The sequence below is a fragment of the Dactylosporangium sp. NPDC005555 genome (assembly GCF_040605635.1).
Lineage (GTDB): Bacteria > Actinomycetota > Actinomycetes > Mycobacteriales > Micromonosporaceae > Dactylosporangium.
In genome coordinates this window covers 1-24,361 of record NZ_JBEXDG010000054.1, presented here as the reverse complement: position 1 = coordinate 24,361, position 24,361 = coordinate 1, and the positions used below count along the sequence as shown (strand labels likewise).

Sequence of the window (24,361 nt, the reverse complement as noted above, 5' to 3'; positions counted from 1 at the left end):
TTGACAGCCTGCCAACAAGCGGAGCTTAATCACTCCTCAGGAAACAGCGTTTCGTCCAGCGATACACGTCAGGAGGCAAGTGCACGATGTTCTCCAAACGGTCGACCGCCCTCTCCGCCCTCCTCATCGCCGCCGCGTTGAGCCTGCCCGGCACCGCCGCACAAGCGGCAACGTGGACCCAGGTCAGCAACACCACCGACGTCTCGTGCGCCGGGCTGACCTACCGCCCGGCGACGGACTGGTTCCTGCCCGCCGGCACACCCAAGGGCCTGGTGTACCTGCAGCACGGCTTCTCCCGCTCCAACGGCAACATGGCCGACCTCGCCGGGCACTACGCCGCGGCCGGGTTCGTGGTCTTCGCCCCGACGCTGCCGTCCGCCGACATCTTCGGCTGCACGGTCAGCAACCTCGGCAACAACGCCCCGTTCCTGAACAACGTCGCGGCCTGGCTCGGCCAGGCGAACACCGCGAGCGGTGCGCTCGCCCGCAGCTACGCGAACGCGCTGAGCAGGGCGGGCCGCCCGGCGAGCGCACTGCCGGCGTCGTACGTCATCGCGGGCCACTCGGCCGGCGGTGAGGTCGCCGCGTACGTGGCGAACCGGCTGCGCACCACCTACCCGGGCCAGTACGCGAAGGTGCGGCTCGTGCAGCTGCTCGACCCGGTGAAGTCCTTCATCGGCTCCAACATGGCCACCGGGCTCAACGGCCTCAACCTGACCAGCACCCCGATCTTCGCGATCTCGTCCCCGCCGTACACCGCGAACTCCAACGCGAACGGGACGGTCGAGCTGACGAACGACGTGCACCGGCCCTTCCTCGGCGTGCGGCTCACGACCGGGTCGCACTGCGACGCCGAGGGCGCGAGCACCGACGGGCTGTGCACCGTCCTCAACGGCACCTCCCAGCCGGGCAACGTCACCGCGCTGCAGACCCTCGCGGTCGCGTGGGCGGACGACGCGGTCGCCGGCACCACCACCGCCACCTACTACCCGGGCGGCGCGTACTACCAGTCCCTGCTGACGAGCGGCGCGACGCAGACGCTGAGCGGAAGCTGACGGACCCGGGGCCCGCCGCCGATGCGAACAAGGCATTGACGGCGGGCCCCACTCTTCCCGTACGCTGTCGCCCTATAGGAAACTGTGTTCCACTGAGGGAAACAGAGGTCCGAATGGCACAACGTCTCAGCCGTCGCGGCGTGCTGCTCGCAGCCGGCGGCGCGGTCGTCGCGGGCGCCTTGATCAGCCCCTCCCGGGCGAGCGCCGCGTACTCCTCCGTCAGCACGTACGGCACCACGGTCAACGGCGACCAGGCCGACGTGCACCACCCCGTCACCTCCTCGCCGCACCAGCCGTGGCCGGTCGTGCTGCTGCTGCAGGGCGCGAACGTCGGCCGGGCGAACTACACGGGCTTCGCCCGCAAGGTCGCGTCCTACGGCTTCGTGGTCGTCGTGCCCGACCACACCCGCGTGATCTTCGGCGTCCCCGGCCTGTACGCCGACGGCGCCGAGGCCACCTGGACCGTCGCGTGGGCCGCCGCCGAGAACGCCCGGACCGGCTCGCCGCTCAAGGGCCGCATCGACGCCGGCACGCTCCTGCTCGCTGGCCACTCGTTCGGCGGCGCCGCCGGCCTCGGCCTGACCACCGGCCTGTCCACGCCGCCGTTCACCGACGTGCCGATCCCGGCGCCGCCGCAGCTGAAGGCGGCCGCGTTCTACGGCACGAACAACGCCGTCCCCGGCACGCCGGTCGTCCCGCCCGTCGCCAACACCGTCCCGGTCGCGCTCATCCAGGGCGCCGTGGACGGCGTCGGCAGCCCCGCGAACGGTCTCGGCACCTACGCCGTCCTGCTGGGCACGCCGAAGCTGTACGTCAGCGTGGCCGGCGCCAACCACTACGGCATCACCGACGCGCAGAACCCCGCCGGGGCCCGGCCCGACCTGTCCCCGCAGACGCTCGGCCAGGCCGGCGGCGTGGAGAACATCGCCCGGTGGGCCGCGCTGTGGCTGCGCGCCCAGCTCGGCGACCCGGTCGGCACCGCCTGGGTCTACGGCATCGGCGACGCCGTCGACGCGGGCGTGGAGACCCAGTTCGTGCGCTGACGACGTGCCGGGGTGGGTGCCCGCACCGCGGGCGGGCACTCACTTGCCTGATGGCAATGACCACGCTTTGAGCAGGCCGGATAGTGTCTCACCGATCGAGGTTGGGACGGTTTGGCGTGGATTTGAACCTGCATGTGCAAGGACGCATCGGTGGCGGCACCGTCATCGTGGCCCGCGGCGACCTCGACTACGGCGCCGCGGAGCGCTTCCGGGCCTGCGTCGAGCAGGCGCTGCAGCCCCCGCCGGGCGCACTGCACCTCGACCTGCACCTGGTGACGTTCGTCGACTCCAGCGGCATCGGCGCCCTGGTCTCCGCCCAGAAGCAGGCCGAACGGGCCGGCACGCGGCTGGTCCTGGAGAACCCGTCGGCGGCGCTCCTGCGGACCCTGCGCACCGCCGGCCTGGTCACCCTCTTCGGCCTGCCATCGCAATAGACCCGGAACCGCCGGCAGGCCCGCCCACCGGCTCCAGCGGCGCGACAGCCCCGGCCGCCGGGTAGGGCACCTGCGCCGGCACCCTCGACGCGACCGGGCGCCGCCGCAGGCGGGGCGTCCAGTCCTTGAGCGCGAGCACCCGCCGCTCGACCAGGTGCCACGACAGGGCCGCCGCGGCGAACGCCAGGACCAGCGACATCGCGATGTACGGCAGGTACCCCCACCGGTTCCAGCCGAGGCCCGCGAGGACCTGCTGGCCGATGAACCCGTAGATGTAGACGCCGTAGGAGTAGTCGTTGCGCCGGCCGATCCACCGCAGCGCGGGCGGCATCCGCACGGCCGCCCAGATCAGCGCGTAGACGAGGGCCGGGAAGCCGATCACGAAGAACCCGCCGAACAGCAGCGACCCGGCGAGGGCGGCGAGACTGGCGACGCCGGCGCCGTCGTGGATGACGACGCGGTCGCGGTACAGCTCGGCCGCGGCACCGGTGAGGAACAGCAGCCCCAGGTACATGAGCCAGTGGAACGACACCTCCCCGAGCAGCGGCAGGTGCACCGAGCCGTAGTGCGGCGTCGGCGGCCCCAGCAGGGGACGCTTCTGCAACTGGTCGATGAGCACGACGCTGTACAACGCGACGACCAGGCACACGACCAGCCATCGCCGGCGGTGCAGCACCGCGGTCACCGCCAGGATCGCGGCCACGCCGTAGCAGAGCACCTCGTACACCAGCGACCACAGCGCACCGTCGAAGACGCTGCCGCCGCTCTGCCGCCCCCACGGGGTCGACGCGCCGAGGAGGTCGTGGATGCCGTACTGCCGGACGCCGGCGAACCAGTTGCCGGTGACGTACTGCAGCGGCCCCTTCGGCCCGGACCAGAACCCGGTGAGGTTCCCCCATTCGTGCAGGGCGACCAGCGGCGCGACGACGAACGCGGTCACCAGCAGGCACACCCACAGCGCCGGCAGGATCCGCAGCATCCGGTGCCACACGAAGCGGCCGATCGTCGTGCGGGCCGCGCTGCGCGTGATCATCAGCCCCGACAGGACGAAGAAGCCGAACACGGCGAGGGTGCCGGTGTTGGTCTGCCCGCGGAACAGCGACTCGGCGAGGTCCTCCCAGCCGAAGCCGAGCGACGTGCCGTGCGTGAACACGACGAGGACGGCAAGGCCGAGCCGGATGACGCCGATCCCGTTGTCGCGTCCTTCATACAACTGCCCGAGGGTCGCGGGCTTCCGCCCGTGCCGTGGCCGTGACCGCGTCACCACATACCTCTCCCTCGCGCACGCGCGACGGGTCGGGGACGCGGGCCGGGCGGGACCAGCGTCAGACATCGCTGACAGATCTGCGGGGGGAGGAGACGCGGGGTTGATCGCATCCCTCGACGAGGCTATCCGATCAACCTCGTCACGCAGGGTGAATGCGGGGCGGCGCAACGGTGAAGTGTGACCGGGTGAAACCCGGCGCGTGTTCACCCACCCTTAGGCTTACCGGGGTGCGCCTGGTGTCGTTGCTGCCGTCCGCGACCGAGATCGTCTACGCCCTCGGGCTGGGCGACGACCTGGTCGGCGTGACCTTCGAGTGCGACGAGCCGCCGTCGGCGAGGGTGGACAAGACCGTGGTCGTCGGCGGGCGCGACACCCGCGGGATGGCGCCGGGCGAGATCGACGCGTATGTGCGGGAGCGGTTCGCGGTCGGCGACGACCTGTACACGCTGCACGCCGGAGCTCTGGCGGGCCTCGACCCCGAGCTGATCCTCACGCAGGACCTGTGCCGGGTGTGCGCGCTGCCGTCCGGTCACGTGTCGGACGCCCTGGAGCACCTCGGGTGCCGCGCGGACGTGCTGTCGCTCGACCCGCACTCCCTCGACGAGGTGCTCGGCACGATCCTCGAGGTGGGTGACCGCGCGGGCGTCGCGGACCGGGCCGCGCGGCTCGTCGCGGGCCTGCGGGCCCGGCTGGACGCGGTGGCCGCCGCCGTGGCGGGCCGTCCCCGGCCGCGGGTGCTGGTGGTGGAGTGGACCGACCCGCCGTTCACCGCCGGGCACTGGGTGCCCGACCTGGTCACGGCCGCCGGCGGGGAGCCCGTCGCCGCGCATCCCGGTGCCCGGTCGCGGGCCACGACGTGGGAGGCGCTGACCGCCGCCGCGCCGGACGTGGTCGTGGTGGCGCCGTGCGGCTTCCACCTGGACGGCGCCACCGAGCAGGCCCGGTTGGTCGCGCCGCGCTTCCCGGACGCGTCGGTGTGGGCGATCGACGCGGACGGCATCGTGGTGCGGCCCGGGCCGCGGCTCGTCGACGGGGTCGAGGCCCTCGCGGCGCTGCTGCACCCGGACGCCTGCCCGGACGCTCAGCTCGGGGAACGGCAACGGGCCCGTGCCACGCTCATCGAGTGAGCGCCGCACGGGCCCGCAACGCTGCGGTCACCGGCGAATGCGCGGCTTCCGGAGCAGGACGATCAGATGCCGCGAACGTTGTCCGCCTGCGGGCCCTTCTGGCCCTGGGTCACGTCGTACTCGACCTTCTGGCCCTCGGACAGCTCGCGGTAGCCGCTGCTCGCGATCGCCGAGTAGTGCACGAAGACGTCCGCGCCGCCGTCGTCCTGCTGGATGAAGCCGAAGCCTTTTTCGGAGTTGAACCACTTCACGGTACCGCTAGCCACGCGTTCCTCCTGAACACAGTGAGTCCTGCCGACCATCTTTGCCGGCAGTGAAGACCTCACCGAGGACCACCGTACTGCCAGTGACCCCATAGAAACAGCCGAGACCACCCGTTCGTCACACGAATCCTTGAGGTAAATGAGGAATAAAGCGGATGAAACACCCGAAAAGTTTCACCTGATCGTTTGTATTTCGCAACACAGTTGATCGCCCGATAGGCTGAACGCGTATGAGCGCCGCCGCCCACGTCGATCTCACCGGGCCCAGGGGCCGTCCGGCGCCAGGGCGGTCAGGACGTCGAGCAGGTGCGGCGGCTGCAGCTCGTCGGGCAGCGCCGCCAGGTCCTGCCAGGCGACCCACGCGTGCGTGTCCAGGGTCTGCCGCTCGTCGGGCAGCAGGCCGGTCCGCACCAGCGGCGGCCGGTCGCCGGCGAACCGGGCGACGAAGAACTGCTCGATCCCGACATACCGGGTGCCCTTCCACCAGGAGTCGCGCTCCACCTCCACGCACCGGTCCCGCACGGCCGCCGGGTCGAGGCCGGTCTCCTCGGCCAGCTCCCGCCGGGCCGCGTCGAACGGGGTCTCACCGGGGTCGATGCCACCGCCGGGCGGCTCCCACAGCCACCTGCCGTCGAACGGGTCCCGCCAGCGCAGCAGCAGCACCCGGTCGGCGGCGTCCAGGCAGATGACCCGCGCGGCGGGCCGGTGCTTCGTCACGACCCGACGGTAGCGACCTTTGCGGTGCGCGGTCCGTTGGGGATGATGGGCAACCATGACGAGCACCCCCGGGCCGGGACGGGTCAGGCAGATGGCCCTCGACACCACGATCGTGCACCCGGATGACGCCCGGACCGGCGTCGACGCCGGCGTCGACGGGATCATCGTGTCCAACCACGGCGGCCGGCAGGTCGACCACGCGATCGCCGCCCTCGACGCGCTCGTCACCGTCCGCGAGGCCGTCGGACCGGACCCGACGGTGCTCTTCGACAGCGGCATCCGCTCCGGCGCCGACGTGTTCGTCGCCCTCGCCCTCGGCGCCGACGCGTGCCTGCTGGGCCGGCCGCACATCTACGGCCTCGCGCTTGCCGGTGCGGCCGGTGTACAGCAGGTCGCCGACAACATCATCGCGGAGCTGGACCTGACCATGGCCCTGGTCGGCGTCCCCGACCTGGCCGCCGTCACCCGGTCGCTGCTCGTGCCGTCCTCCTGATCGGCTGAGTACCGCCACTCAGCCGGACCTGAGTCTTCCCGCGCAGGTCGCGCCGCCTTCCCCCGTGCTCCACATGCCGGTCCTGGCGATCCTCCACGCCGTGCTCATCGGCCCCGTGTCGGACGCGGCCCCGGCGACGCAGGTGCTGCTCGCGGTCGCCGAGCCGGTCCTGCTCGCGGTCGCGGTCACCTGGATCTGCCTCGCCCTGGAGCGCAGCCTTCCGGCCTCCTTGCTCGACCTCCCGCGCCGGCGGAGCGGTGTCGCACCGCGGCGGTGACGTCCCCGGCGGGACGGTGGTGCGGGGGATGCCGGGTCCGGCGACTTCCCAGCGGCGGGGCGCGTGCGCCCCTATGCTCCGAACCGTCGGGCGGTCCGGCCTGAGGGGAGTGATCGGTGGCGCACGAGGAGTCCGAGCCACCTCGCCTCGTCAGGCCCTATGTCACACCCGACCCGGAAACCCCGGCGGACCCCGCGGACCCGGCACCGGCGGCATCCCGGCCCGACGGCGCGCACCGGTCCCGGCCCTTGACCCGCTCGTTCGCCCGGTCCGCGGCACCACGCCGACCGGCAAAGCCCGGCGACACCCCCAGGGCCGCCGACCGCGCGAAGGCCGGCCCCGACGCAGGGACCAGCGGCGACGCGGGGGCGGGTGGCGGTGCGGAGGCCGGGCCGGGCGATGTGGCGCCCGCAGCGGCGGCGCGGCGGCGGGTGGTGTTCGCTGTCGTTGCCGTCGTCGTGGCGGTCGCTGTCCTCGGCACGGCGGTGGCGCTGCACCTGCGGGACGCGGGGAGCCCGGCCGGAGCGGCGCCGTCCGCCTTGCCGTTGCCGTCGGCCGGGGCGTTGCCGTCCGCCGGGTCGTCGGAGTCCGGCGCGTCGTCGCCGGACGGCGTTCGGGGCTCGTCGGCGGCGGCGAGCCCGGGTGGCGGGTCCCGGACCCCCTCCCGGCAGGCGACGCCGGGGAGGTCGGCGACGACGGGTGCGTCCGCCGCCCGGACGCCCGGCGGCGCGGCGAATCCGGGCGGAGCCAACCTCGCGCTGAGCCGGCCCGCCACGTCGTCGTCCGTGGAGGGCGACGCGTATCTGCCGGGCAACGCGGTCGACGGCAACCCGGGCACGCGGTGGAGCAGCGCCTTCAGCGACCCGCAGTGGATCAGCGTCGACCTCGGCAAGGTGTGGCTGGTCACCGAGGTGGTGCTGCGATGGGAGGCGGCCTACGGCGTCGAGTACGACATCGCCGTCAGCCCCGACGGCGCGACCTGGAGCACCGTGTGGCGCACCACCGAAGGCACCGGCGGCCTGCAGACCGTGCGCATCGCCGCGACCCCCGCGCGCTACGTCCGGATGAACGGCGCCCGGCGCAACGGCATGTACGGCTACTCACTGTTCGAGCTCGAGATCCGCTGAGGCGCCGGTCCCGGCACCGCCGCGGGCGCGGTCGCAGCTACGGCGGAGGTGCCACGCACGTCGCACGGCAGCCCCAGGTGCGGCCCAGGCACGGCCCAGGGCACCGGACGCGAGCCGCGCTCAACAGAACGGCGGCCTCAGGGGAACGGCGACCCCGGGCGAACGGCAGCCTCACGGGCGAACGGCGGTTCCAGGGGCGGCCCGGCGCGGCGAGGACGGTGGGCGCGCCGTGGCGGTCAGTCCCAGGCGCGGCCGAGGGTGGCGAGGGCGGGGGCGTACTCGATGCGGTCGAGCCACGCGGACGGCCAGGCGGGCATGCCGCGTTCGGCGCCGATGAACGCGCCCGCCAGGCAGGCGATCGAGTCGGAGTCGCCGGACGTGGTGGCGGCGCGGGCGAGGGCGGTGACCGGGTCGTCGGCGTGGCGGACCGCGCACAGCAGGGCGGTGGCGAGAGCCTCCTCGGCGATCCAGCCCTCGCCGGTCGCCGCGCACGGGTTGCCGCCGTCGTCGGGGCGGGACAGGGCCAGGTCGAGGCGGTCCAGGACGGCGAGGCACTCGTCCCAGCCGCGGCTGATGAAGTCGGCGGGGGTGGCGACGGCGGGCTGCTGCCAGAGCTCGCCGAGCCAGTCCGACCGGTAGGTCGTCCGCTGCGACTCGCACCGCGACCGCAGCGCGGCGGGCAGTGACGCGAGGGATGCGCCGTCGCGGAGGAGGCGGACGGCGTACGCGGTGAGCTCGCTGGCGGCGAGCGCCGTCGGGTGGCCGTGGGTCATGGCCGCCTGCAGCTGCGCGACGCCGGCGAGGGTGTCCAGGTCGTAGGGGGCGAGGCCGACCGGCGCGACCCGCATGTTGGCGCCGCAGCCCTTGGAGCCCGCGACGGTCGCCTCGACCCACGGCACGCCCCGGGACAGGCCGCCGCAGGCGCGCAGGCAGGTCATGCCGGGCGCGCGGTCGTTGTCGGGGCTGTGTGCCCACTCGACGAACCTGGCGCGCAGCAACGGCTCCAGCGCCGCGGGGGTGGGGGCGGCGGCGTCCAGCAGGGCCCAGCCGACGGCGAGGGTCATCTGGGTGTCGTCGGTGACGAGCGCCGGGTCGCCTTCGAGCTGTCTGGGGCCGCCCGGCCCGTACCGCGCGACGATGGCGTCGACCGTCATGAACTCGGTGGGTTTGCCGAGGGCGTCGCCGTACGCGAGACCGAACAGGCACCCTGAGGCTGCAGTCGACATGCCCAGGATCGTAGCGGGGGCGCGGCGAGCAGGGAGACACCGAAGCAGGCCGCCACGGTCAGGCTGACCGCGCCACCGGCGGCGACGTCCCAGGCACGGGACAGCAGCAGGCCGCCGGTGGCGCCTCCGACGGCGACCGCGACGGCGACGGCGGTCATGGGGCCGATCCGGTCGGTCCACAGCCTGGCGGTGCCGGCCGGGGAGACGACGAGGGCGACGGTCAGGATCGTGCCGGCGGCCGGGACGGCGGTGACGACGACGGCGGCGACGAGCAGCAGGACCGCGGCGTCGACGGCGGCGACGGGGAGACCGGCGGCGCGGGCGCCGTCCCGGTCGAACGCGGTGAACGTCAGCACTCTTCCCCCGGCGGCGAGCACGGCCGCGACGACGGCGGTGACACCAGCGGCGACCGCGAGGTCCTGCCGGGTGACGGTGAGGACGGAGCCGACGAGGTACGCCGTGAGGTCCTTCGCGAACCCCTGCTGCGCCGACAGCAGCGCGACCCCGGCGGCGAACCCCGCGGCGAGCGCGACGGCCGTGGCGGTGCCCGTGTCGTGGCGCCGGGACAGGCCGGCGACGGCCAGGGCGGCGATGAGCGCGGTCGCGGCGCCGCCGATGTACAGGCTGACCCCGGCGACCGCGGCGACGACGACACCGGGGAACGTGGCATGCGTCATCGCCATGGTGAAGAACGCGAGCCGGCGCAGGACGACCTGCACCCCGAGCAGCCCGGCGGCCGTGCCGACGAGCGCCGCCTCGATGAGCGCCCGGTGGAACGCGACGTCAAGCACCGCCCCTGACCCCCTCCAGCCGCGACGACAACGACGACCACAGGAGCGCGAGGACGTAGAGGCCGATCAGCACGAGCACCACGGTCGCGCCGCTGGCCAGGGGGATGCCGTACGTGACGGACGCGCGGTAGCTGACGGCGAGTCCCCCGTAGCCCGCCAGCGCCGCGGCCGCCACTCCCGTGAGCGTGATGACGAGGGGCCGGGACGACAGCAGCCGCCCCGCCGCCGCGGGCACCACCAGCAACGCGATGACGAGGATCGTGCCGACCGACTGGGCCGCCGCCACCACGACCAGCGCGACGCTCACGTTGAGCAGCAGGTCGAGCAGCCAGGCGCGGTACCCCATCGCGGCCGACGTCACCGGGTCGAACGCGCGCAGCCACAGTTCCTTGCGCAGCAGCCCGAGCACGCCCAGCACGACGGCGGCGACGGCGGCGGTCTGCCACAGCTGCGCCGTGGTGACCGCGAGCAGCCGGCCGAACAGGAACGCCGTGAGGTCCGACGTGAACGACGGGCGCCGCGACACCAGCACCACGCCCAGGCCGAACATCCCGGCGAGCAGGACGGCCAGGGCCGTGTCGTCGGTGACCAGGCCGGACCGGGTGAGCAGGGTCAGCAGCACCGCTGTCACCGCCGCCGCGACGAGGGCTCCCGGCAGTACACCGGCGGCACCGGCGGACAGGTGTCCGATGACGACACCGGGAAAGACGGTGTGGGTGGTGGTGTCGGCGACGAAGCCGAGCCGCCGGACCAGCACGAACACGCTCACGACCCCGCCGAGCAGGGCGAGCAGCAGCAGCTCGGCGAGGGCCCGGCGCATGAACGGCACCGTGAAGGGCTCGATCAGCACGGCGTGCATCACGCGGCCCGGCCCGTGTACGCGGCGTGCAGCAGGTCGGGGGTGAGGACGCGGGCGACCGGGCCCACGCCGTACACGCGACCGTTGAGCAGGCACGCGTGGTCGCAGGCCAGGTGGGCCAGCCGCAGGTCGTGCGTGCTGATCACGGCGGCCGTCCCCCGCCGTCGCAGCGCACCGATCGCGACGAGCAGCGCGTCCTGGCTGACCGAGTCGACGCCGTTGAACGGTTCGTCGAGCAGCAGCAGCCGGGGTTGCTGGGCGATGGCGCGGGCGAGCAGGACCCGCTGCCGCTGCCCGCCGGAGAGCGTGCCGAAGCGCGCCCTCGCCCGGTCCGCGAGACCGACGGCGGCGAGGGCCTCGGCGGCGGCCGCCCGGTCGGCGCGGCCGGGGCGGCGCAGCCAGCCGGCCCGCCGGTAGCGGCCCATGAGCACGACCTGCGCCGCCGAGATCGGGAACCGCGGGTCGAGGGTGTCGGCCTGCGGGACGTAGGCGACGTCGCGCCGGGCGGCCGCCGGGGACCGGCCGAGGACGGTGACGGCGCCGGCGGCGACCGGGACGAGCCCGAGGACGGCGCGGATGAGCGTCGACTTGCCGGCGCCGTTGGGGCCGACGAGCGCGACGGTCTGCCCGTCGCAGACCTCGACGCTGACGTCGCGCAGGACGGCGGTGCCGCCGTAGGCGACGGTGGCGCGGTCGACGAGCAGGGCCGGCTCAGCCACCGAGGGCCCTGACGATCGTGTCGGTGTTGTGGGTTTCCATCTTCAGATAGGTGTCGCCGTCGCTGCCCTCGGGGCCGAGGGTGTCGCCGTAGAGGGCGTCCTCGCCGGCGACGACCTTCACGCCGGCCTGCCGGCCGATCGCCTCGGCGGTCTTCGGCGGCAGCGAGCTCTCGGAGAACACGGCCGTGGTGCCGGTCCGGCGGATCTTCGCGACGATGTCGTCGACGTCCTTCGCGGACAGCTCGGCGGACGTGTCGAAGCTCGGGATGATCGCGCCGACGTACTGCAGCCCGTAGCGGTCGATGTAGTAGCCGAACGCGTCGTGGTTGGTGACGAGCTTGCGGTTGCCGGGCGGCAGCGAGGCGATCCTGGCCGCGATGGTGGCGTCGAGCTCGTCGAGCCGGGTGGTGTACGAGCCGAGGTTGCGCTCGAACACGGCGGCGTCGGCGGGTGCGGCGGCGGCGAACGCCCGCTCGATGGTGGCCACCATCAGCTTGGCGTTGCGCGGGTCGTGCCAGATGTGCGGGTCCCGCTCGCCCTCGCCCTCGCCCTCGCCGTCGCCACTGCCGTCGCGGAGCCTCACGCCGGTGCTCGCGTCGGCGACGGTGCCCTTGAAGCCCGCGGCGGCGACCGTCGCGTCAAGCCAGCCCTCCAGGCCGATGCCGTTCTTCACCAGGACGGCCGCGTTGCCGATCGCGGTCACGTCGGCGGCGGTCGGCTCGTAGTCGTGCGGGTCGATGTTCGGCTTCAGGATCTGGGTGACGCTGACCCGGTCGCCGCCGACCGCGCGGGCGAAGTCGGCGACCTGTGTGGTGGTCGCGACGACGGCGAGCCGGTCTCCGTTCCCGGCCGCGGCGGGTGTACCGCCGGTGTCACCGCACCCGGCGAGCCCGGCCAGCACGGTCGCGGCCGCCGCGAACGTTCGGATCCTCATCATCGTCTGCTCCTCGCAGTCCAGGGGGTCGGACCGCGCAAACGATACTTGTTTTCATTTTCAATAACGAGCCGTCGCATCGCGATGTGCGCATGCGGGCCCGGCGCCAATTCCGGCGCCGGGCCCTTTGTGGACGGTCGGCGGTCGCGCGGGTGCGGGACCGGTGGACGCTCAGCAGTCGCGCAGTTCCGGGGACTGGTTGAGCAGCTGGCCGCGGGGCGAGACGAACGCCAGCCAGCGTTCGCCGCCGACGGCCGCCGGGGTGAACGCGGCGACGCGGTGGCAGTTCTGGAACGCCAGGCGCACGTCGAGGTGCCGTTCGAGGCCGCCGCGGATCGCGTCACTGGCGAGGGCGCGCAGCAGCTGCCCCCGCTCGGCCTCACCCGGCGGCGGCACCTCGTGGTCGGCGAACTCGCCCCCGCGCGCCTTCAGGTCGGCGGCGACGCCGGTGATGACGGTCCAGGCGTACGGCAGCGAGTCGCGCACACAGGCGACGAACTCGGCGTCGTCGACCTGGCCGGCCTCCGCCCTTTCGAGCAGCGCGGCGGGAACGTCGAGTGACATGGATGGTGCTCCTTTTCGGTTGCGGCCCGGCGACGGTCGCCGGGCGCGGGGTTCGATGCGTGGCGCCGGATGTCAGAGCGCGGCGGCGGTCGCCGGGCTCATGACGTAGCCGGGGTCGATCTGGGTGGTGAGGTCGGCGCCGGTGCGGGCGTTGCCCCAGGCGGCCGCGTTGCGGGCGTGGAAGTCGGCGGCCTGCGCCGCATACCGCGCCCAGTCCTTCGCGCAGCCGTCCAGCGCCGCCCGCATCGCGCGCAGCGCCCCCGCGTTGGTCGGCTCCAGGTGGTCGATCGGCAGGTGGCGGCCGCGTTCGGCGGCCTTCACGAACGGGGACCGGCCCAGCACGCACAGCAGGTCGTCGCCGACCTCGTCGCGCAGGAACCGCTCGTCGTCGCCGTCCTCGACCTTGTTGCCGACGACCGCGACCCGCACCCCGTGGTCGCGGGCGTAGCCGGTGTACTGCCGGTAGACGCCGACGCTGCGCACGGTCGGCTCGCACACCAGGAACGTGAGATCGAACCGGGTGAACAGGCCGGAGGCGAACGAGTCGGCGCCCGCGGTCATGTCGACGACCACGTATTCGCCGGGCCCGTCGGCCATGTGGTTGAGCAGCAGCTCCACCGCGCCGACCTTCGAGTGGTAGCAGGCGACCCCGAGGTCCCCCTCCGCGAACGGACCGGTCACCGCGAGCCGCACCCCGCCGACCTCCCGGACGAGGCGGTCGTAGACCGGGTTGGCGGAGCCGACGTCCACGACCCGCGACCCCGCGCCCGGCGGTGTCGTCTTCAGCATGGCCGCCGCGGAGGCGATGCGCGGGTTTTCGCCGCGCAGATGGTCCTTGATCAGGTCGAGATGGTCACCGAGGGCCGGCAGCAGCGCCGCCTCGTCCTGGGCGGCGCCGAGCGCGACCGCCAGGTGCTGGTTGATGTCCGCGTCGATCGCCAGCAGGGCGACCCGGTCCTGGGCGAGATGTCGGGCGAAGAGGGCGGCCAGCGTCGTCTTGCCGCTGCCGCCCTTGCCCACAAAAGCAGCTTTCACGCCCTATTGGTATCCGTTTTCATTTTCACCGTCAAGCGGATCGGCTCGTTTGCACGCGAACGGCCCCGGCAGCGTGACGCTGCCGGGGCCGTGAGGTCCGTCCGGGGCCCGTCCCGGACGTCGGTCCGGAGCTTTCCCGATCGCTCGTAAGGGGGGCTACCCCAGGTCGGCGATCCCGGCCGGTGTGCCCTGCCCGGGGGTCGCGCCCTGCCCGGGCGCGCGGCGTGGCGCCCTGGGCTTCGCGTCCGCCGGAGCGGAAGCCGCGGTGGCGGCGGACGGTGTCGCGGCGGCGGGGGACGGTGTCGCGGCGGGCGGTGCCGCGGGCGGCGTCAGCGTGGCCTTCGTCCCAGGTGCCGTCGCGAGGTGCTTCGCCGTCGCCGACGCCTGGGCGAAGGTCGGGTTCGCGCGCAGCTGCCGGGCGCCCTCGACGATCTGCTCATACTTGCCCCGGCCGGCACGCGTGCCCAGCACGTAACCGGTGGCGAGCCCGGCGGCCAATGTCAGCAGTCTCATCCTGGTCTCCCTCGTGGGTGCGGGTGCTCGGGTTCCCCGCCGTGGTGCCCCGGCCACCGCGTGGTCAAACGCCGCCGCGACGATCCTTCGCCGGAGGTGACGCAGGTCGCCACGGAATTCGTGATCGTGCAGGGAGACGTTGTACGGGTGCGCGAGCGGAGGCCGGTCCATGGGTACACCCGTCCGCGCGGTGGCGATGCTCGGCGCGCTGCTGACCCTCGCCGCCGGCTGCACGTCGGACGCGCCCGCCGCGGTGCCGTCCACGACGCCCGGCGTCGCCGACCCCACGTACTTCGGTCACGGCCCGATCGACCCGTCGGCGAGCGGCGACGCCGCGGTCTCCGTCAGCACCGTCGCGCGGCACCTCGACATCCCGTGGGGCGTCACGTTCCTGCCCGACGGCAGCGCCCTCGTGACCGAGCGGCGGACGCTGCGGATCCTGCGGGTCGGGCCCGGCCGGATGACCAACGGCGCCCTCGCCGTCACCCCCGTCACGAAGATCAGCGAGGCGACGGCGGACAACGAGGGCGGGCTGCTCGGCATCGCCGCGTCGCCGCGGTTCGCCGTCGACCAGACCGTCTACATCTTCTACACGACCAGGGACGACAACCGGATCGCGAAGCTGAAGCTCGGCGAACGGCCCCGGCCCATCCTCACCGGCATCCCGCGCGGCGGCATCCACGACGGCGGGCGGCTCGCGTTCGGCCCGGACGGCTACCTGTACGCGACGACCGGCGAGGCATCGATGACCGAGGCGGCGCAGTCGCTCACCAATCTCGGCGGGAAGGTCCTGCGGATGACCACCGACGGCAGGCCCCCGCCGGGCAACCCGTTCCGCGGCTCGCTCATCTGGTCGTACGGCCACCGCAACCCCGAAGGGATGGACTGGGACGCCGACGGCACCATGTACGTCTCCGAGATCGGCCAGGCCGTCTGGGACGAGCTGAACGTCATCAAGCCCGGCGGCAACTACGGCTGGCCGATCGTCGAAGGCATCGGCGGCAAACCCGGGTACATCGACCCGGTCGTCGCCTGGCATCCCGAGGTCGGGGTCAGCGCCGGCGTCGCCGTGCTGGGCGACACCGCCGTCGTCACCTGCCTGCGCGGGCAGCGGGTGTACCTCGTGGGCATCCACGGCACCGGCGAGCAGGAGGCCGGCCGCCGTCCCCCGGAGGGCGGCGGACCCGACGCGCCCGGCGTCCGGTGGCGCCCCGCCGCCGGCGTCACGAAGAAGCCCGTCGAGGCCCTCGCCATGCAGTACGGCCGGCTGCGCACCGCCATCAAGGCACCGGACGGCAGCGTCTGGATCACCACGTCCAACCGCGACGGCCGCCTCGACCGGGGACCGTCCACTGAGGACGACAGGATCCTCCGGCTGACGCTGCGCCCGCTCACCTCCCCCGCTCCCCGTTGACGAAGCTTCCGGCCCGGACGCGCCGGCGGCTGGCGGTCGCGTGCCTCGCCGCCGGGGCCGTGCTGTCGGGCGTGCTGCTGCTCGTACACACGCGGCAGAACGAAACGCACGGACGGCGCTGCGACGCGCCCGGCGCCGCGTCGCTGCCGCGCCAGGAGGTCAACGACGCCGAACTGTCCTCCCGGCAGCTGCGCTGCGCCGACCTGGAACGCTCCACGGTGCGCGGGTTCGTGCGGGAGGCGAACCTCAGCGGCTCGAACCTGCACAAGGCGCACCTGCGGTCGCTGTCGATGGAGCACGTCGACCTGTCCGGCGCCGACCTCACCGGCGCCGACGCCGAGGACGCCACCCTGACCGGTGTCGAGCTCGGCCGCGCGGACCTGCGCGACACCACCTGGCGCGGCGGCACCCTCACCGACGTCGGCCTGCGCGGCGCCGACCTGCGCGACGCGGACCTGCGCGACGTCACGCTGCGCCGCTCCGATCTCGGCGGCGCGGACGCCCGCGGCGCCGACCTGACCGGCGCGTGGCTCGCCGACACCGACCTGCGCGGCACCCGCCTCGACGGCGCCTCCCTCGGCAACACCACCTGGTCCAACGTGGTCTGCCCCGACGGCACGAAGTCCGACGAGTCGTGCGCCGGTCACCTCGCCCCGGCCGGCACACCGCGGTGAAGCCGGACCTCGTCTCTTCCGTGCACCGCTTCCACGGATTCCCCGGGTCCGGGCCGCGCAGATCGGCGCCGAGGACGCGAAGCCCGAACGGGCGCCGGCGTTCGCGAAGGGCCACCCAATGGATGGCGGCTCTTTCCGATACCGGTCAGCCGTCGACGTCCTGGGCCTCGGCGGCCGCCTCGATCGTGCCCGTGCCGCCGGTGATGTGCCGGTAGCCGAAGCCCGCCACGAGCGCCCCGGCGAGCGGCGCCAGCCAGAACAGCCACAGCTGGGACAGGGCGGCGCCGCCGGCGACGAGCGCCGGGCCCGTCGAGCGGGCCGGGTTCACCGACGTGTTCGTCACCGGGATGCTGATCAGGTGGATGACGGTGAGCGTCAGCCCGATCGCGAGAGGGCCCGTGCCGCGCGGCGCCCGGACGTCGGTCGCGCCGAGGATCACCAGGACGAACACCGCCGTGAGGACCACCTCGATCAGCAGCGCGGCGCCGAGGTGGTAGCCGCCCGGGGAGTGGGTGCCGTAGCCGTTGATGGCGAAGCCGTCCCGCGCGACGCTGAAGCCCTTGCGGCCCTCGGCGACCGCGAGCAGGACACCCGCGGCGCCGAGCGCGCCGATGACCTGCACCACGACGTAGGGCAGGACGTCGGCGGTCCGGGTGCGCCCGCCGAGCCACAGCCCGACGGTGACCGCCGGGTTGAAGTGGCCGCCGGAGATGTGCCCGAACGCGTACGCCCCGGTGAGCACCGCGAGGCCGAACGCGAACGCGACACCCAGCAGCCCCACCCCCACGGTGTCGAAGCGCGCGCTGAGCACGGCCGTGCCGCAGCCTGCGAACACCAGCCAGAACGTGCCGATCAGCTCGACGGCGAGCCGCCGGCCGAGCTTCGGCGCTGTCTCCACCCCGTCGACCCTGCCGGGGGCCGGCGTCCGCGTCCTCACCCGTGGCACGTGAACCGCGTCTTGCATTGTGACAATGTATGCGCGAAGGTGGTGACGTGATCCGATTCGTCTGGGCGCATCTTCGGGGGCGGGCGGGACGGGCGGTGGCACTCCTGCTCGGGGTGCTCACCGCCACCACCGGCTTCACCGTGCTGACCGGCGCCTCCGCCACCGCACGGCTGGAGGTCACCGGCACCGTGGAGGCCAACGTGCGGGCGGCGTACGACATCCTCGTGCGACCCAAGGGCAGCAGGCTGCCGCTGGAGGGCGACCGGGCGCTGCTGCGACCCAACGCGGTCTCCGGCATCTACGGCGGCCTCACCATGGACGACTGGGCGAAGGTCCGGGCGGTGCCCGGCATCGACGTCGCCGCGCCGATCGCGATGGCGGGCGCGGTCAACGCCGCCGTCGTCGCGCCCGTCGACCTCACCGACCTCGTCGACCCCACCAGGGACCGGCAGGTCATCCGGATCGACCGCACGCTCCTGGCGGACCGCGGCCTCAGCCGCACCCCGGCCACGCCCGTCTGGGTGTATGTCACCACCCACGACGTCTCGTGGCCCGTCCCCACCGGCGGGACGGAGCTCACGTTCAGCGGCGGCCAGAAGATGACGTTCGAGCAGTTGTGCGGCGGCAACTTCGGCTTTCTCGAGGACGGCCGGCAGCTCTGCCCGATCGCCGAGCCGGGTCAGGTCACCGACGCCACCACCCAGTTCGTCGACGTGGTCCGCCGGCTTCCGGACGGCAGGTTCGAGAGCAACCAGCCGGGCGCGCAGGACCGGCTCGTCATCCCGGTCGTGTGGCACGAGCCGATGCTCGTCGCCGCCGTCGACCCCGCGTCCGAGGACCGGCTGGTCGGTCTGCGCGGCGCCACGCAGGGCACGTTCCTCAGCGACGCGCCGCCGCGCACCAGCGTCCCGGGGGTCGGCCTCGAGGAGCGCAAGATCGTGCCGGTGCTCGCCTCGACCCGGCGGTACTCGGACACCACCACCGCCATCAGTGTGTCCCGCGCGCCGCTGACCGCGATGCCGGGCGGCACCCCGGAGGCGATGCTCGCCGCGATGACCGCCGCGCCCGCGACCCACCTGCGCGACGACGTCCTGGACACCGACGCGGCGTATCAGCACACCACCCGCACCGAGCTCGACCGGGCGGGCGCGGGCTACGGCTTCGTGTACGGCCACGAATGGCTCCTGCAGTCCGGCGGCGTCAGCTACCTCGAGGCCCCCGACGGCAGCCTCGCCGCGGTCCCCGTGCCGGACAACGCCGCCGCCTACGTGCTGCCGCACTCCTTCGGGTTCCCGGCGCCGTGGCAGATCGACGACACGTCGTTCCGCACCGTGCAGAACGTGTCCGTCCGCCTGTCCGGCGGGCCGACCACGACGGAGTTCGGGGTCGTCGGCACGTTCGACCCGTCCCGGCTCACCACGTTCAACCCGCTCAGCCGCGTGCCGATGGAGACCTACGAGCCGCCGCTGGCCGTCGGCGCCGACCAGCCCACCCGGGACCTGCTCGGCGACCGCCCCCTCGCGCCCGGCGGCAACCCGGGCGGCTACCTGTCCTCGCCGCCGATGCTGCTCACCAGCATCGCCGCGCTGCCCGACCTGCTCACCGACACCATCGGCGCCGACAAGAGCAGTCCGCTGAGCGCGATCCGCGTCCGCGTCGCCGGCGTGCACGGCTTCTCCGCCACCTCCCGCGAGCGGGTCCGGCTCGTCGCCGAGGACATCTCCGCCCGCACCGGCCTCGACGTCGATCTCACCTACGGCTCCTCACCCGCCCCGCAGACCGTGAGCCTCGTCGCCGGCAAGTACCAGCGCCCGGAGCTGCGCGTCACCGAACACTGGGTGAAGAAGGGCGTGGCCACCGACATCATCACCGCGATCGACCGCAAGAGCGCCGTCCTCTTCGTCCTGGTCCTCGTCGTCTGCGCCCTCTTCCTCGCCAACGCGGTCGCCGCCGGTGTCCGCGACCGGCGCACCGAGCTCGCGACCCTCACCGCCCTCGGCTGGCCCGCGCACCGGGTCTTCGCGGCGGTCCTGGGTGAGGTCACCGCCATCGGCGCTGTCGCGGGCCTCGGCGCCCTCGGCCTGGCCGCGCCGCTCGGCGCGCTGCTGTCCGTGCACACCACGTGGACGCAGGCGCTGCTCGCCGTGCCGACCGCGGTCGCGCTGTCCCTCGTCGCCGGCCTGCTGCCCGCCCTCACCGCGGCCCGGGGCCGCCCGGCCGCCGGGCTGCGCCCCGCGGTCACCCGCCCGCGCCGCGCCGGTCGCCCCCGCGGCCCGGTCACCATGGGCCTGCTCAACCTCGTCCGCGTCCCCGGCCGGACCGTCCTGGGCGCCGGCGCCCTCGCCATCGGCATCACCGCCGCCACCGTCCTCGGCGCCATCACCTACAGCTTCCACGGCGCCATCGTCGGCACCCTCCTCGGCGACGCCGTCTCCCTGCGGGTCAGGGCCGTCGACACGATCGCGGTCGCCGCCACGGTCCTGCTCGGCGCGTTCGCGGTCGCCGACGTGCTGTACCTCAACATCCGCGACCGCGCCGCCGAGCTCGCCACCCTCCGCGCCACCGGCTGGACCCCGTCGGCGCTGGCCCGCCTGGTCGCCGCCGAGGGCCTCGGCATCGGCCTGCTCGGCGGCGCCGCGGGAGCCGCGCTCGGCGTGACGGGCGCCGCCTGGCTCGTCGGCGACCTGACCACCGGCCTGCTCACCACCGCCGCCGTGGCGGTCGCGGCCGGGGCGGCCCTGGCCACCTGCGCCGCCCTCATCCCCGCCGCCCTCCTTCAGCGCCTCCCCACCGCCCAGGTCCTCGCCGACGAGACCTGACTGACCGACCGTCCATCCGGCCCGCTGCTCACGGCGCCGCAGCGGTCCGATCATCGATGGACGGGGCACATATCATCGCCCGGTGGACTTCTTCACCGGTGTTGACGGCACGAGGCTCGCATACCACCGCAGCGGCGACGGGAGTCCGCTGATCTGCCTGCCCGGCGGGCCGATGACGGCGTCGGCCTACCTGGGGGACCTCGGCGGGCTGTCGGCGCGGCACGAGCTCGTCCGGCTGGACCTGCGCGGCACCGGCGGGTCGGCGGTCCCCGAGGACCCGGCGACCTACCGGTGCGACCGGCTCGTCGACGACGTCGAGGCCCTGCGGGAGCACCTCGGCCTGGAGCGGGTCGACCTGCTCGCGCACTCGGCGGGGGCGGCCGTCGCGGTGCTGTACGCCACCCGCCACCGCGACCGGATCGGCCGGCTCGTCCTGGTGACCCCGTCACCGCTGGTGGTCGGCCTCGAGGTCAGCGACGCCGACCGGCGGGAGGTCGCGGAGCTGCGCGGCGGGGAGCCGTGGTTCCCGGAGGCGTTCGCCGCGTTCGAGCGGATCTGGGCCGGCGACCCCGGCGCCGGGGACCGGGACGCGATCACGCCGTTCATGTGGGGCCGGTGGGACGACACGGCCCGGGCGGTGGCCGCCGAGCAGCACGCGCTGCGCAACGACGAGGCCGCGGCCGCGTACTACACCGGCGCCGACCCGGCCGCGGCCCGGGCCGCCGTCGCCGACCTGCGGGCCCGGGTGCTGCTCACGGCGGGTGAGTACGACGTGGCGCTGCCGCCGAAGCGCGCCGCCGAGTACGCGGGGCTGTTCCCGCACGCCGAGGTCGCCGTCCAGCCGGGCGGCGGGCACAGCCCGTGGCTCGACGACCCGGCCTGGCTCGCGACGACCGTCGCCGGCTTCCTGCGGTAGAGGGTCATGGACATGGACGAGCGGGAAGAGCTCGGCTGGCAGGAGTTCGGGGACGCGTCGCGGGTCCTCGCGCAGCGCGTCGCCGACGACGGGTTCCGGCCCGACGTGGTGCTCGCCGTCGCGCGCGGCGGGCTGCTCCTCGCCGGTGCCCTCGGGTACGCCCTCGACGTGAAGAGCGTCGTGATGATGAACGTCCTGTACTACACGGGCGTCGAGGAGCGTCTCGACGCGCCGGTGGTGCTGCGCCCGACGCCCGACGGCGCCGACCTCGCCGGGGCGCGCGTCCTCATCGCCGACGACGTCGCCGACACCGGCGCCACGTTGCGGGTCGTGCGGGACTTCTGCCTCGCGCACGCCGCCGACGTCCGGATCGCCGTGCTGTACGAGAAGCCGGCGACCGCCGTGCGCTGCCGGTACGTGTGGCGCCGCACCGACCGGTGGATCAACTTTCCGTGGTCGGCCGAGCCGCCGGTGGCGCCGCGTTCCCAGTGAACGTTCAGCGAAGGCTGCTAGCGTCTGATCATGGTTGGTTGGAGTACCGGGCCGGGCCTCGCCCGGCTGACCCGGTCCACGACGCATGAGCAGGCAAGGCCCTCATGCTGATCGCGATCGGTCTCGCACTCATCGTCCTGCTCACCGCCGCAACCGGCTACTTCGTGGCGGCCGAGTTCGCCTACGTCGCCGTCGACCGGGGCAAGCTCAAGCGCGCCGCCGACGGCGGTGACCACTCGTCCCGGCGGGCGCTGCGGGTGACCGGGCGGCTGTCGTTCATGCTGTCCGGCGCGCAGCTCGGCATCACCGTGACGGCGCTGCTCGTCGGGTTCGTCGCCGAGCCGTTCCTCGGCCGCGGCCTCGCCGACCTGCTCGGCCTCGCCGGTGTCCCGCGCGCCGCGAGCGCGTCCGCGGCCGTGGTCCTCGCGCTGCTGACGGCGACCATCGTGCAGATGGTCCTCGGCGAGCTCGGCCCGAAGAACTGGGCGATCGCCCGGCCGGAGGCCCTCGCCCGCGGCCTGGCCCGCTTCACCCTGTTCTACCTGGCGGCGGCCGGGCCGCTGATCCGGATGTTCGACGCCGCCGCGAACCGGCTGCTGCGCCGGGTCGGCATCGAGCCGATCGAGGAGCTGCCCGAGGGCGCCACGCCGGAGGACCTGGAGCGCATCATCGCCGAGTCGCGGACCGGTGGGCTGCTCGACGCCGACACCTCGCAGCTGCTGCAACGCGGTCTGGCCTTCCGCGCGCGTACCGCCGAGGAGGCGATGATCGCCCGGGTCGACGTGGTCACCGTCGCCGCGACGGATCCCGCGATCCGTCTCGTCGAGCTGTTCGACACCGGGCACACCCGCTTCCCCGTCGTCGGTGACAGCGTCGACGACCTCATCGGCGTCGTCGGCGGCGCCGACCTCGTCGCCCTGCCCGCGGCGGAGCGGCACCGCGTGACGATGGCCGAGATCGCGCTGCCGCCGGTCCTGGTGCCGTCGACGGCGGCGCTGCCCATGGTCCTGGAGCGGCTGCGCACTGAGCACCGCCAGCTGGCCTGCGTCATCGACGAGTACGGCGGCTTCGCCGGCATCATCACCCTGGAGGACGTCGCCGAGGAGCTCGTCGGGTCGATCCGGGACGAGGACGACGCCCCGGAGCCGTCGGCGGTCCGCCAGCCGGACGGCTCGTGGCTGGTCCCGGCCCGCTGGCGGGTCGACGAGGTCGCCCGGACGACCGGCGTGATCCTGCCGGAGAGCGACGACTACGACACCGTGTCGGGGCTCGTGCTGCAGCGGCTCGGCCGCATCCCGCGCCCCGGCGACATCGTCGAGGTCACCCTGCCGCCCGCGCAGCCCGACGAGGACGCGACGCCCAGGCCGGTGCGGCTCGAGGTGCTCACCGTGCACCGCCACGTGCCGAACACCGTCCGCGTCACCCGGATGCGGGTGTCGGCGTGAGCACTGGATGGGCGCTGCTGGTGTCGGCGCTGTTGCTGGCGGCGAACGGGTTCTTCGTCGCCGCCGAGTTCGCGCTCGTCGCCAGTAAGCGGCACCGCTTGGAGCAGGCCGCCGCCGACGGCAGCCGGGCGGCACGGGCCGCGCTCGCCGGCAGCCGGGAGCTGTCGCTGATGCTCGCCGGGGCACAGCTCGGCATCACCCTGTGCTCGCTGGGGCTGGGCGCACTCGCGGAGCCCGCGATCGCGCACCTGCTCGACCCGCTGTTCCACGCCGTGGGCGTCTCGGAGCGGTTCAGCTACCCGATCTCGTTCGTGATCGCCCTCGCCGTTGTGGTGTTCCTGCACATGGTGGTCGGCGAGATGGCCCCGAAGTCGTGGGCGATCAGCGACCCGGAGCGCTCCGCCCGGGGTCTGGCGCTGCCGTTCAGAGCGTTCACCCGGCTCGTACGCCCGCTGCTGGCCCTGCTCAACGGCCTCGCCAACGCCTGCCTGCGGCTGATCAAGGTGCAGCCGCAGGACGAGCTGTCGGCGGCGCACGGGCCTGAGGAGCTGATGATGCTGCTGGAGTCCTCCCGCCAGCACGGCACGCTCGCCCAGGACCAGCACCAGCTGCTCAGCCGGATGCTGCAACTGCAGGGCACCACGATCGCCGAGGTGATGACCCCCGGTGCGGAGATGGTGACGGTACCGTCGGCAGCCAGCGCCTCCGACGTCGAGCAGGCGAACCAGGCCACCGGCCGGTCCCGCTTCCCCGTCGTCGACCCGTCCGGCGGCGTCGTCGGCGTCGTGCACGTGCGTGACGCGTTGCGGGCCACGACGGCCGGCACGCAGGCGACCGCGGCGGACCTGATGATCGCCGCGTACACCCTGCCGGCGCGCACCAGCGTCCTGGCCGCGGTGCGGTCGATGCGCGAGTCGAGGGCGCAGCTGGCCGTCGCCACGGACGACGGGTCGCCCATCGGTCTCGTCGCCCTGGAGGACCTCCTGGAGGAGGTCATCGGCGAGTTCGACGACGAGACCGACCCGATCACCCCGGCGGCCCGCGTCAGCGGCTGAGCCACCACCGCGCCGGCGGGCGGCCTATTTTTCATGATCTGGAAGAGTCTGTGTCGTCATAGCTTGAGTTTTAACCGGTCGGCCCGAAGATCTTCGATCTTTCGGGCTGGTTTCGGTGTGTCGCAAGGACATGGGTACGGCCACCCGTGATCATTC

Annotated in this window: 26 protein-coding genes; 14 read left to right on the top strand and 12 right to left on the bottom strand. The window is 73.8% G+C overall.

The window, feature by feature from the left end:
- The first annotated feature begins 86 nt into the window (after positions 1-86).
- The 3 genes from ABZS58_RS39400 (at position 87) to ABZS58_RS39390 (ending at position 2,532) form a co-directional block, all read left to right on the top strand.
- Complete coding sequence (locus ABZS58_RS39400; protein WP_354788707.1) at positions 87-1,055, top strand: alpha/beta hydrolase; 969 nt, start codon at positions 87-89, stop codon at positions 1,053-1,055.
- A 113-nt stretch (positions 1,056-1,168) separates the two neighbouring features.
- The gene (locus tag ABZS58_RS39395; protein ID WP_354788706.1) at positions 1,169-2,098 is read left to right on the top strand and encodes a hypothetical protein; all 930 of its coding nucleotides are present in this window, start codon (positions 1,169-1,171) and stop codon (positions 2,096-2,098) included.
- Between the two features lie 116 nt (positions 2,099-2,214).
- On the top strand, positions 2,215-2,532 hold the full coding sequence (locus ABZS58_RS39390) for an STAS domain-containing protein (protein WP_354788704.1): 318 nt from the start codon (positions 2,215-2,217) through the stop codon (positions 2,530-2,532).
- Here the strand turns inward: ABZS58_RS39390 and ABZS58_RS39385 are convergent.
- A complete protein-coding gene (locus tag ABZS58_RS39385; protein WP_354788703.1) occupies positions 2,504-3,745 on the bottom strand; it encodes an acyltransferase in 1,242 nt (413 codons plus the stop codon). The genes ABZS58_RS39390 and ABZS58_RS39385 overlap by 29 nt on opposite strands.
- Before the next feature lie 290 nt (positions 3,746-4,035).
- On the opposite strand from ABZS58_RS39385, the gene ABZS58_RS39380 reads away from it, so the two are divergent.
- On the top strand, positions 4,036-4,926 hold the full coding sequence (locus ABZS58_RS39380; protein WP_354788701.1) for an ABC transporter substrate-binding protein: 891 nt from the start codon (positions 4,036-4,038) through the stop codon (positions 4,924-4,926).
- A 62-nt stretch (positions 4,927-4,988) separates the two neighbouring features.
- Here ABZS58_RS39380 and ABZS58_RS39375 read toward each other — a convergent pair whose 3' ends face one another.
- Together ABZS58_RS39375 and ABZS58_RS39370 are read right to left on the bottom strand one after the other, a co-directional pair.
- The gene (locus ABZS58_RS39375) at positions 4,989-5,192 is read right to left on the bottom strand and encodes a cold-shock protein (protein ID WP_354788700.1); all 204 of its coding nucleotides are present in this window, start codon (positions 5,190-5,192) and stop codon (positions 4,989-4,991) included.
- A 252-nt stretch (positions 5,193-5,444) separates the two neighbouring features.
- A complete protein-coding gene (locus ABZS58_RS39370) occupies positions 5,445-5,963 on the bottom strand; it encodes an NUDIX domain-containing protein (RefSeq protein WP_354788698.1) in 519 nt (172 codons plus the stop codon).
- Here ABZS58_RS39370 and ABZS58_RS39365 point away from each other — a divergent pair.
- The 3 genes from ABZS58_RS39365 (at position 5,962) to ABZS58_RS39355 (ending at position 7,803) form a co-directional block, all read left to right on the top strand.
- Positions 5,962-6,399: an alpha-hydroxy-acid oxidizing protein gene (locus ABZS58_RS39365; RefSeq protein ID WP_354788697.1), complete on the top strand. Its 438-nt coding sequence runs from the start codon at positions 5,962-5,964 to the stop codon at positions 6,397-6,399. The two genes, ABZS58_RS39370 and ABZS58_RS39365, sit on opposite strands and share 2 nt — an antisense overlap.
- Before the next feature lie 64 nt (positions 6,400-6,463).
- Positions 6,464-6,676 (top strand): hypothetical protein, encoded by a 213-nt coding sequence (locus ABZS58_RS39360; RefSeq protein ID WP_354788696.1) that lies wholly within the window; start codon positions 6,464-6,466, stop codon positions 6,674-6,676.
- Positions 6,677-6,792: 116 nt separating this feature from the next.
- Complete coding sequence (locus ABZS58_RS39355; RefSeq protein ID WP_354788694.1) at positions 6,793-7,803, top strand: discoidin domain-containing protein; 1,011 nt, start codon at positions 6,793-6,795, stop codon at positions 7,801-7,803.
- Positions 7,804-8,039: 236 nt separating this feature from the next.
- Here ABZS58_RS39355 and ABZS58_RS39350 read toward each other — a convergent pair whose 3' ends face one another.
- The 8 genes from ABZS58_RS39350 to ABZS58_RS39315 form a co-directional block, all read right to left on the bottom strand.
- Positions 8,040-9,029, bottom strand: a complete 990-nt coding sequence (locus ABZS58_RS39350) for an ADP-ribosylglycohydrolase family protein (RefSeq protein WP_354788693.1) — start codon at positions 9,027-9,029, stop codon at positions 8,040-8,042.
- Positions 8,954-9,820, bottom strand: coding sequence for a metal ABC transporter permease (locus ABZS58_RS39345; RefSeq protein WP_354788691.1), 867 nt, complete (start codon positions 9,818-9,820; stop codon positions 8,954-8,956). Before ABZS58_RS39345 ends, ABZS58_RS39350 begins: the two co-directional genes overlap by 76 nt.
- On the bottom strand, positions 9,813-10,670 hold the full coding sequence (locus tag ABZS58_RS39340; protein WP_354788690.1) for a metal ABC transporter permease: 858 nt from the start codon (positions 10,668-10,670) through the stop codon (positions 9,813-9,815). Before ABZS58_RS39340 ends, ABZS58_RS39345 begins: the two co-directional genes overlap by 8 nt.
- 8 nt (positions 10,671-10,678) lie before the next feature.
- Positions 10,679-11,398, bottom strand: a complete 720-nt coding sequence (locus tag ABZS58_RS39335; protein WP_354788689.1) for an ABC transporter ATP-binding protein — start codon at positions 11,396-11,398, stop codon at positions 10,679-10,681.
- On the bottom strand, positions 11,391-12,335 hold the full coding sequence (locus tag ABZS58_RS39330; protein ID WP_354788687.1) for a metal ABC transporter substrate-binding protein: 945 nt from the start codon (positions 12,333-12,335) through the stop codon (positions 11,391-11,393). The genes ABZS58_RS39335 and ABZS58_RS39330 overlap by 8 nt, the downstream gene beginning before the upstream one ends.
- A gap of 168 nt (positions 12,336-12,503) precedes the next feature.
- A complete protein-coding gene (locus ABZS58_RS39325) occupies positions 12,504-12,896 on the bottom strand; it encodes an SCO5389 family protein (protein WP_354788686.1) in 393 nt (130 codons plus the stop codon).
- Between the two features lie 72 nt (positions 12,897-12,968).
- Positions 12,969-13,931, bottom strand: coding sequence for an ATP-binding protein (locus ABZS58_RS39320; protein WP_354788685.1), 963 nt, complete (start codon positions 13,929-13,931; stop codon positions 12,969-12,971).
- Between the two features lie 156 nt (positions 13,932-14,087).
- Positions 14,088-14,444 carry a hypothetical protein gene (locus ABZS58_RS39315; protein ID WP_354788683.1) on the bottom strand — a complete coding sequence of 119 codons (357 nt, stop codon included), beginning with the start codon at positions 14,442-14,444 and terminating at the stop codon, positions 14,088-14,090.
- 169 nt (positions 14,445-14,613) lie between these two features.
- On the opposite strand from ABZS58_RS39315, the gene ABZS58_RS39310 reads away from it, so the two are divergent.
- Both ABZS58_RS39310 and ABZS58_RS39305 read left to right on the top strand, forming a co-directional pair.
- Positions 14,614-15,858, top strand: coding sequence for a PQQ-dependent sugar dehydrogenase (locus ABZS58_RS39310; RefSeq protein ID WP_354788681.1), 1,245 nt, complete (start codon positions 14,614-14,616; stop codon positions 15,856-15,858).
- Positions 15,855-16,532, top strand: a complete 678-nt coding sequence (locus tag ABZS58_RS39305; protein WP_354788680.1) for a pentapeptide repeat-containing protein — start codon at positions 15,855-15,857, stop codon at positions 16,530-16,532. The genes ABZS58_RS39310 and ABZS58_RS39305 overlap by 4 nt, the downstream gene beginning before the upstream one ends.
- Positions 16,533-16,677: 145 nt before the next feature.
- On the opposite strand, the gene aqpZ is transcribed toward ABZS58_RS39305, so the two are convergent.
- Complete coding sequence (gene aqpZ / locus ABZS58_RS39300; RefSeq protein WP_354788678.1) at positions 16,678-17,469, bottom strand: aquaporin Z; 792 nt, start codon at positions 17,467-17,469, stop codon at positions 16,678-16,680.
- 56 nt (positions 17,470-17,525) lie between these two features.
- Here aqpZ and ABZS58_RS39295 point away from each other — a divergent pair, with 56 nt between their 5' ends.
- The 5 genes from ABZS58_RS39295 to ABZS58_RS39275 all read left to right on the top strand — a co-directional run bounded on the left by ABZS58_RS39295 (position 17,526) and on the right by ABZS58_RS39275 (position 24,205).
- Complete coding sequence (locus ABZS58_RS39295; RefSeq protein WP_354788676.1) at positions 17,526-20,297, top strand: FtsX-like permease family protein; 2,772 nt, start codon at positions 17,526-17,528, stop codon at positions 20,295-20,297.
- Between the two features lie 82 nt (positions 20,298-20,379).
- Positions 20,380-21,213 carry an alpha/beta hydrolase gene (locus ABZS58_RS39290; RefSeq protein WP_354788675.1) on the top strand — a complete coding sequence of 278 codons (834 nt, stop codon included), beginning with the start codon at positions 20,380-20,382 and terminating at the stop codon, positions 21,211-21,213.
- A 12-nt stretch (positions 21,214-21,225) separates the two neighbouring features.
- The gene (locus ABZS58_RS39285; protein WP_354788673.1) at positions 21,226-21,705 is read left to right on the top strand and encodes a phosphoribosyltransferase family protein; all 480 of its coding nucleotides are present in this window, start codon (positions 21,226-21,228) and stop codon (positions 21,703-21,705) included.
- Positions 21,706-21,809: 104 nt separating this feature from the next.
- The gene (locus ABZS58_RS39280) at positions 21,810-23,150 is read left to right on the top strand and encodes a hemolysin family protein (protein ID WP_354788671.1); all 1,341 of its coding nucleotides are present in this window, start codon (positions 21,810-21,812) and stop codon (positions 23,148-23,150) included.
- Positions 23,147-24,205, top strand: coding sequence for a hemolysin family protein (locus ABZS58_RS39275; protein ID WP_354788669.1), 1,059 nt, complete (start codon positions 23,147-23,149; stop codon positions 24,203-24,205). The genes ABZS58_RS39280 and ABZS58_RS39275 overlap by 4 nt, the downstream gene beginning before the upstream one ends.
- Positions 24,206-24,361: the final 156 nt, after the last annotated feature.